We start from the raw sequence: 6,391 nt of genomic DNA, 5'->3' as shown, positions 1-6,391 counted from the left end.
GGCGCCGGCCGGGACGCGCCCGGGTCGCCGCCGTCGCCCGCGCCCTCGGGCCCCGGGTCACCGGAGGCGACGCGGGTCTCCACGCCCTGCCGGCGCAGCGCCTCGCGGGCGGTGCGTGAGAGGCCGGAGTCGGTGACGACCGAGTCGAACCGGTCGAGGCCGGCGACCCGGTACATGCCGAAGGTGCCGTACTTGGCGCTGCCGGTGAGCAGCACCGAGCGGGAGGCGCTGGCCATCGCGGCCTGCTTCACCTCGACCTTGGCCGGGGACGGCGTGGTCACCCCGTGCTGGAGGTCCCAGGAGCTGGTGGAGATGTAGGCGATGTCCAGCGCGAGGTGGCCGAGGGTCTGTGCCGCGAGCCGCCCGACGGTGGAGCGGTTGGCGTGCTCTATGCGGCCGCCGGTGTGGATGACCTCGACGTCCGGGTTGCCCATCAGGGCGTTGGCGGTGGTGAAGTCGTTGGTGACCACGGTCATGCCCTGGTGGCGGACCAGGTGCGGCACCAGGGCCTGGCAGGTGGTCCCCGCGTCGAGATAGACGGTGGTGTCGTCCTGGAGGAGCCCGGCGGCGAGCGCGGCGATCGCGAGCTTCGCCGGCTGGTCCATGGTCGACTTGTCCACGAAGCTCGGTTCGTGGTGGAGCTGCCCGGCGATGCGGACGCCGCCGGGCACGGACACGGCGCGTCCCTGCCGCTCCAGAGCGGCGATGTCCCGGCGGACCGTCATGTGGGAGACGCCCAGCATCTCGGTGAGCTGGTGCACGCTCAGCACCTCGTGCCCGCGCAGTAGCCTGATCAGCAACTCCCGCCGCTGGTCGGGGATCAGCGGGGTCTCGGGGGTCTCCTCCGACGACACGTTCACGCCTCCTTGCGTCCGAATGTCCCGGCGAACCGGTGGCGCGCCGACCGCGCTGCGCCGTTCCGGTCCGCGACACCGTACGACGGGCAGCGGTGCCGTCCGTCACCCGGTGGGTGGGCCGGCGCCCCCGTCGCGGTGGGGGCCGGTCGCGGGCACCGGGCGGAAGGGATGGTCCCCGCTCCCGCCCGGTCCCCGCGACCGGCGCCTCCGTGGTTGCTCTCGTGCTGTGTTGCTGTGTTGCTGTGTTGCCGTGTTGCTGTCGTGCCGTGTTGCCGTCCGGTCCCCGCCGACACAGTCGTACCGCCGACGGGGACCGGAGTTCCTCAGATGAGGCCGAAGCCGTGCAGCGCGTAGACGATCACGAATCCGGTGGTGCCCGAGATGGCGGAGGCGAGTCCGATGGACCTGATGCCCTGGCCCACCGTCATGTTGGACAGCGTCGTGGTGACCCAGAAGCCGGAGGAGTTGGCGTGCTTCATGATCTGGGCACCGGTGCCGCAGGCCAGGAAGAGCGCGAGACCGGAGAGTCCCAGGCTCTCGGCCAGGGGCTCCATGATGGCCGCGGCGGTCATCACCCCGAGGATGTTGGAGCCGGTGATCGTCCCGATGGCGGCGGCCACGAGGAACGGGACGATGATGGGCGACAGGCCCCAGTCGCGGATCATGTCGGCGACCGAGTTGGCCACCTCGGTGTCGCGGACGATGGTCGCCAGCGCGCCGCCGACACCGGTGAGCGCGAGCGGCATCGCCGCGAGGCGGAGCCCGGACTCGAACAGGTCGTTCAGGGTCTCCTTCTGCCCCCACCGGCGGCCGAACAGCGGCAGCGCCGCGAGGCAGCCGATGAAGAGCGCGACGACGGGCTGGCCGACGAAGGCGATGGTCTTGCCGATGCCGTTCTCCGCGCCGACCATGTCGACGACGTAGGAGTTCAGCATGATCAGGACGACCGGAAGGAAGACGGGTATCAGCGACATGCCCAGCGGGGGCTTCGGCCGGTCCTCGATCTCGGGGTTGCCCCCGATGGCGCCCCCGCCGGTGGCCGCGCCGACGAACTCGGGCTTCGGGTCCACGTGCGTCTTGGTGGTCAGCAGGTACAGCACGGCCACGACGATCGACGGGACGGCGACCAGGGAGCCCCACAGCATGGCCTCGCCCAGGTCGACACCCAGGAGCGAGGAAGCGGCGAGCGGCCCCGGGCCGGGCGGCACCAGCGAGGTCATGACGTAGGCGCCGATGTAGAGGATCGGGCCGAGCTTCATCATGGAGATCTTGGTCTGGAAGGCCACCATGGAGACCACGGGGATCAGCATGATCACGGTGGTGTCGGCGATCAGCGGGATGCCGATCACGGTCGACGCCAGCGCGACGGCCCAGGGGACCTTCTTGCCGGAGAACACCGTCAGCGCGGCTTCGGTGATCCGGTGGGCCGCTCCGCTGAGTTCCAGCATCTTGCCGAGGACGCAGCCGAAGATGATCAGCAGACCGACGCTGGCCAGGGTGTTGCCGAAGCCCTGCGTGACCAGTTCGAGGGTTCGCTCGCCTCCCATGCCCAGCGCCATGCCGAGCGAGACGACGATGATGAACAGCGTGGCGACGGGGTGGACCTTGAACTTGGCGATCAGCAGCACGAGTATCGCGATCGCCGCGCCGAACGCGATGAGCGTATAGGCGTCGGACATAGGGAACCTCTTCGTTTCCTTGGCCGCGTCAGCCGCGGCGGTCCTCGGGGCGAGGAACAGGGGTCGGGGGCGTGGGGCGGGTGGAGCGTGGGGGTGAGGTGGGCTAAGGCGGTCAGGCCCCGTCACCACCGCGCGGCAGGGCCAGCCCGGCACGCCAGGCAGCGAGCAGTTCGGCGTCGTGGCCGGTGAGGTGGCCGATGGTCAGCAGTTCGCCGGCGGGGACGTCCGTCGCGAGGACGGCGTGGGCCGCCAGGTAGAGCGGCGCGGCGTCGGCCGGGGCGTCGTCGGTGGCCAGCAGGACGGGGGCGACGCCCTCGACCTCGTGGTGGTGGCCGCCCATGGTCAGCACCGTGCCGGCGGGCAGGCCGCGGGTGGTGCGGCCGCCGAGGACCACGTGCTGTCGCGGTGAGGGGGAGCCGGCGGGCACCCCGCGCAGTACCGCGTCCAGCAGCGTGGTGGGGGTCTCCACGCCCATCAGGTGGTACGGCAGGTACAGGCAGGCGTAGCGCCCGTCGCGGCTGACGACGTGTCCCTTCTGGGCCAGCGTCTGCCAGGTGACGGGGTCGTGGGTGCGGACGACGGCGAAGACGCCGCCGGCGAAGCTGGCCTCCTCGGGCAGCCGCAGTACGGAGAAGACGTCCACCACGCCCTCGCGGGTGGAGACGCCGCCGTGCTCGCGCAGCGCGTAGACATCGGCCAGCTCGGCGACGCGCGCCACCGGGTAGTGCATGGCCTCGACGTCGGCGGTGAAGCCGGTGGAGGTGGCGACGACAGCCATCTCGCAGTAGTCGGCGGCGGCGCTGCGCTTGAGCGGCGCGACGGCCTCGGCGCGGGCCGCCAGGGTGGTGCGGACGTCGTCGCCGAGCTTGAGCAGTCCGCCGAGGGCGGGGGCGTCGATCGTCTCCCCGAGCTGGGTGACGGTCGCGGCCTCGGGGTCGTAGACCAGGTCGTACTCGCCGGACTTGCCGATCGCGACGATCTCCAGGCCCAGGCCGCGCGCCCAGTCGAACCACTGGATGAGGTTGGCGGGCTGGTCGCCGGTGGCGGTGGTGTACACGACGCCGTGCTCGGCGGCGATCGAGGCCAGCTCGACGCCGGAGACGGAGTCGACCTCCTTGCTCACCATGGCGACGTGCCGGCCGCCGGTCAGCGCGGTCCGGGCGGCGCGGTAGCCGACGGCGGGGCTGCCGGTGGCCTCGACCAGGATGTCGAACCCGCCGGCGGCGAGCAGCGCGCTGTCGGCGACGACGGCGGTGCGGCCCGCGGCGACCGCGGCCGTCAGCGCCTCGCTGTCACCGACGGTGACGAGCTCGTCGGTGGGGAAGCCGAGGTCCGCGGCGAGGGCGTGCACCCCGTCGGTGTCGAGGTCGCACAGCACGGACGCGCGCAGGTTCGGCATCCGTCGCGTCTGCGCGAGCAGCGTGCGGGCGAACCCACCGCAGGCGCCGGTCAGCGCGTAGGTGACAGTGCGGTCGACCGGCTGTGCGCCGGCCTGCTGGGCGTTCATCGCGTGCCCTCCTGGAGCTGGGCGGGGTGACCCGGATGTTTCCCGCCTCTGGAGCGGGAACGTAACGTCATTTAACATGAGCGTCAACTGTAGTAACATAAATTCACAGATCGGCGCGGCTGGGAGGCGCGCCGGTTACAGGGACACGCAGAGTCCGCACAGCGGACAGTGACGACGAAGGTGGCAGACATGGTCAGATGGGGCGGCGTCGCCGACGACTTCACCGGGGCCACCGACCTCGCCACCAACTGGGTGGCGCGCGGCCTGCGCACCAGCGTCACCCTGGGCGTTCCCACCGAGGAGCAGCTCGACGGGCTGCGGGGGATGGACGCCGTCGTCGTGGCGCTGAAGTCCCGCACCGCCCCCGTCGCCGACGCCGTCGACGACTCCGTCGCGGCGCTCCGCGCCCTGCGGCGGCTGGGCGCCGAGCGGTTCTACGACAAGTACTGCTCCACCTTCGACTCCACCCCCGAGGGCAACATCGGCCCGATCGCCGACGCCCTCATGGCGGAGCTGGACACCGACCTCGCCGTCGTCGTCCCCGCGTTCCCCGCCACCGGCCGCACCGTCTACCAGGGGCACCTCTTCGTCGGACGGCAACTGCTCAGCGACAGCTCGATGCGGCACCACCCGCTCACGCCGATGACCCGCTCCGACGTCGTGGAACTGCTCGCGCCGCAGACGGCCCACGCCGTGCGCTCCGTGCCGCTGGCCACCGTCCGCGCCGGCGCCGAGGCGCTGCGCACGGCGCTGGCGGAGCACCGACGCGCGGACTCGCGCACCTACGTCGTGGTGGACGCGTTGGACGAGGCCGACCTCGCCGTCATCGCCGAGGCCACCGCCGACCACCCGCTGGTCACCGGCGGCTCCGGCCTCGCGCTGGGCCTGCCCGCGGCGCCCGGCGGCCCCGCCACCTCCGCCATGCCGATCGCCGGCGGCCACCGCGCCGTGCTGGCCGGCAGCGCCTCGTCCGCGACCCGCGGCCAGATCGCCGACGCCCGCGACAGGCTCCCCACCCGCAAGCTGGACCTGGCGGCGCTGCGGGCCGACCTCCCCGCCGAGGTCGCGCGCCTCACCGCCTGGGCCGGTGAGCAGTGGGCGGCGCAGCCCGCCACCCCGGTGCTGGTGTACGCGGTCGACTCCCTCGACGACATCGAGTCCGCGCCGCCCGCCGGGGGCCGCCCCGCCGGGGAGCTGGTCGAGGAGGCGCTGGCCGGCTGCGCCACCGCCTTCGCCGCCGCGGGCGCGCGCCAGTTCCTCGTCGCCGGCGGCGAGACCTCCGGCAGCGTCGTCCAGGCGCTGGACATCGCCCGCCTGGAACTCGGCCCCCGCCTCGCACCGGGGGTCTCCTGGGCCCACGGCACCGCCGCCGACGGCCACGGCTACAACCTGGCGCTGAAGTCCGGCAACTTCGGCCGCCCCGACATCTTCACCGCCGGCTGGCAGGAGCTGCGGTGACCCCCGCCGCCCCGTGCGTCCCCGCCCGCCCGAGCCCCGGTCCACCCCCGCCCCCACCCGCCGCGTCCGTGCGCGCCGCCGCCCGACCGCGACCGACCCGCCGCCCGGCGGCCACCCTCCAAGGAGCCCTCACATGAGCGACCCACGCACCGACCTCGTCGAGGCCGGACGTGCGCTGACAGCCGCCGGGCTCAGCCCGGGCTCCTCGGGCAACCTCAGCGTCCGCGTCGGGAACCGGCTCTACCTCACCCCCACCGGCACGCGGCTCGACGACCTCACCGAGGACGGCCTCGCCGTTCTCGACGCCGACGCCCCGGTCGCCGCCCCGCTGGCGGTCGCGCACCTCTCCGGGCCGCGGCCGTCCAAGGAGTTCCCGCTCCATCTCGCGCTGTACCACCGCGACCCCGAGGCCACCGCCGTCGTGCACCTCCACAGCGCGCACGCCGCCGCCTACTCCTGCCTGCCGGCGTGGTCCGAGCGCAGTGCCGTCCCGCCGCTGACGCCCTACTTCGTCATGCGTGTCGGCCAGACCCCGCTCGTCCCCTACGCCGCGCCCGGCGATGTTCCGCAGGCCGAACGTCTCGGCGAGCTGGACTTCCCGTTCCGGGCCGCGCTCCTCCAGAACCACGGCCCGGTCACCAGCGGCCCCGACATGGCGGCCGCGGTGGACGCCGCCGTGGAGCTGGAGGAGACCAGCCGGCTGCTGCTGCTCCTCGGCGGACGCGACCCCCGCCTGCTCACCGCGGCGGAGGCCGGCCACCTCGCCGAGCGCTACGGCAGCCACTGGGATGCCCACCCCGGCGCGGTCACCCTCCCCGCACCGGCCTGACGCCGGCCCGCCGCCGGTCTCCCGGCCGGTGCACCCCGGTCCCGGCGATGGTCGCCGGGAC

General features: G+C 73.4%; 5 protein-coding genes. 2 read left to right on the top strand and 3 right to left on the bottom strand.

Features of this window, described 5'->3' with window-relative positions:
• From HCN52_RS20510 to HCN52_RS20500, 3 genes are all read right to left on the bottom strand, one after another.
• Positions 1–854: DeoR/GlpR family DNA-binding transcription regulator (locus tag HCN52_RS20510; RefSeq protein ID WP_168089935.1), on the bottom strand; the 854-nt coding region annotated here is incomplete at its 3' end.
• 326 nt (positions 855–1,180) lie between these two features.
• On the bottom strand, positions 1,181–2,536 hold the full coding sequence (locus HCN52_RS20505; protein ID WP_168089934.1) for a GntP family permease: 1,356 nt from the start codon (positions 2,534–2,536) through the stop codon (positions 1,181–1,183).
• Positions 2,537–2,648: 112 nt separating this feature from the next.
• Positions 2,649–4,043 (bottom strand): homoserine dehydrogenase, encoded by a 1,395-nt coding sequence (locus tag HCN52_RS20500; RefSeq protein WP_168089933.1) that lies wholly within the window; start codon positions 4,041–4,043, stop codon positions 2,649–2,651.
• Between the two features lie 189 nt (positions 4,044–4,232).
• On the opposite strand from HCN52_RS20500, the gene otnK reads away from it, so the two are divergent.
• Positions 4,233–5,501 carry a 3-oxo-tetronate kinase gene (gene otnK / locus HCN52_RS20495; RefSeq protein ID WP_168089932.1) on the top strand — a complete coding sequence of 423 codons (1,269 nt, stop codon included), beginning with the start codon at positions 4,233–4,235 and terminating at the stop codon, positions 5,499–5,501.
• 133 nt (positions 5,502–5,634) lie between these two features.
• Positions 5,635–6,330, top strand: a complete 696-nt coding sequence (locus HCN52_RS20490) for a class II aldolase/adducin family protein (RefSeq protein WP_168089931.1) — start codon at positions 5,635–5,637, stop codon at positions 6,328–6,330.
• The last annotated feature ends 61 nt before the right edge of the window (positions 6,331–6,391 follow it).

Origin of the sequence: Streptomyces bohaiensis, from assembly GCF_012033785.1 — a bacterium.
GTDB lineage: Bacteria > Actinomycetota > Actinomycetes > Streptomycetales > Streptomycetaceae > Streptomyces > Streptomyces bohaiensis.
Note: the sequence above shows the minus strand (reverse complement) of the source record. Positions and strands in the feature narration are given on the sequence as shown.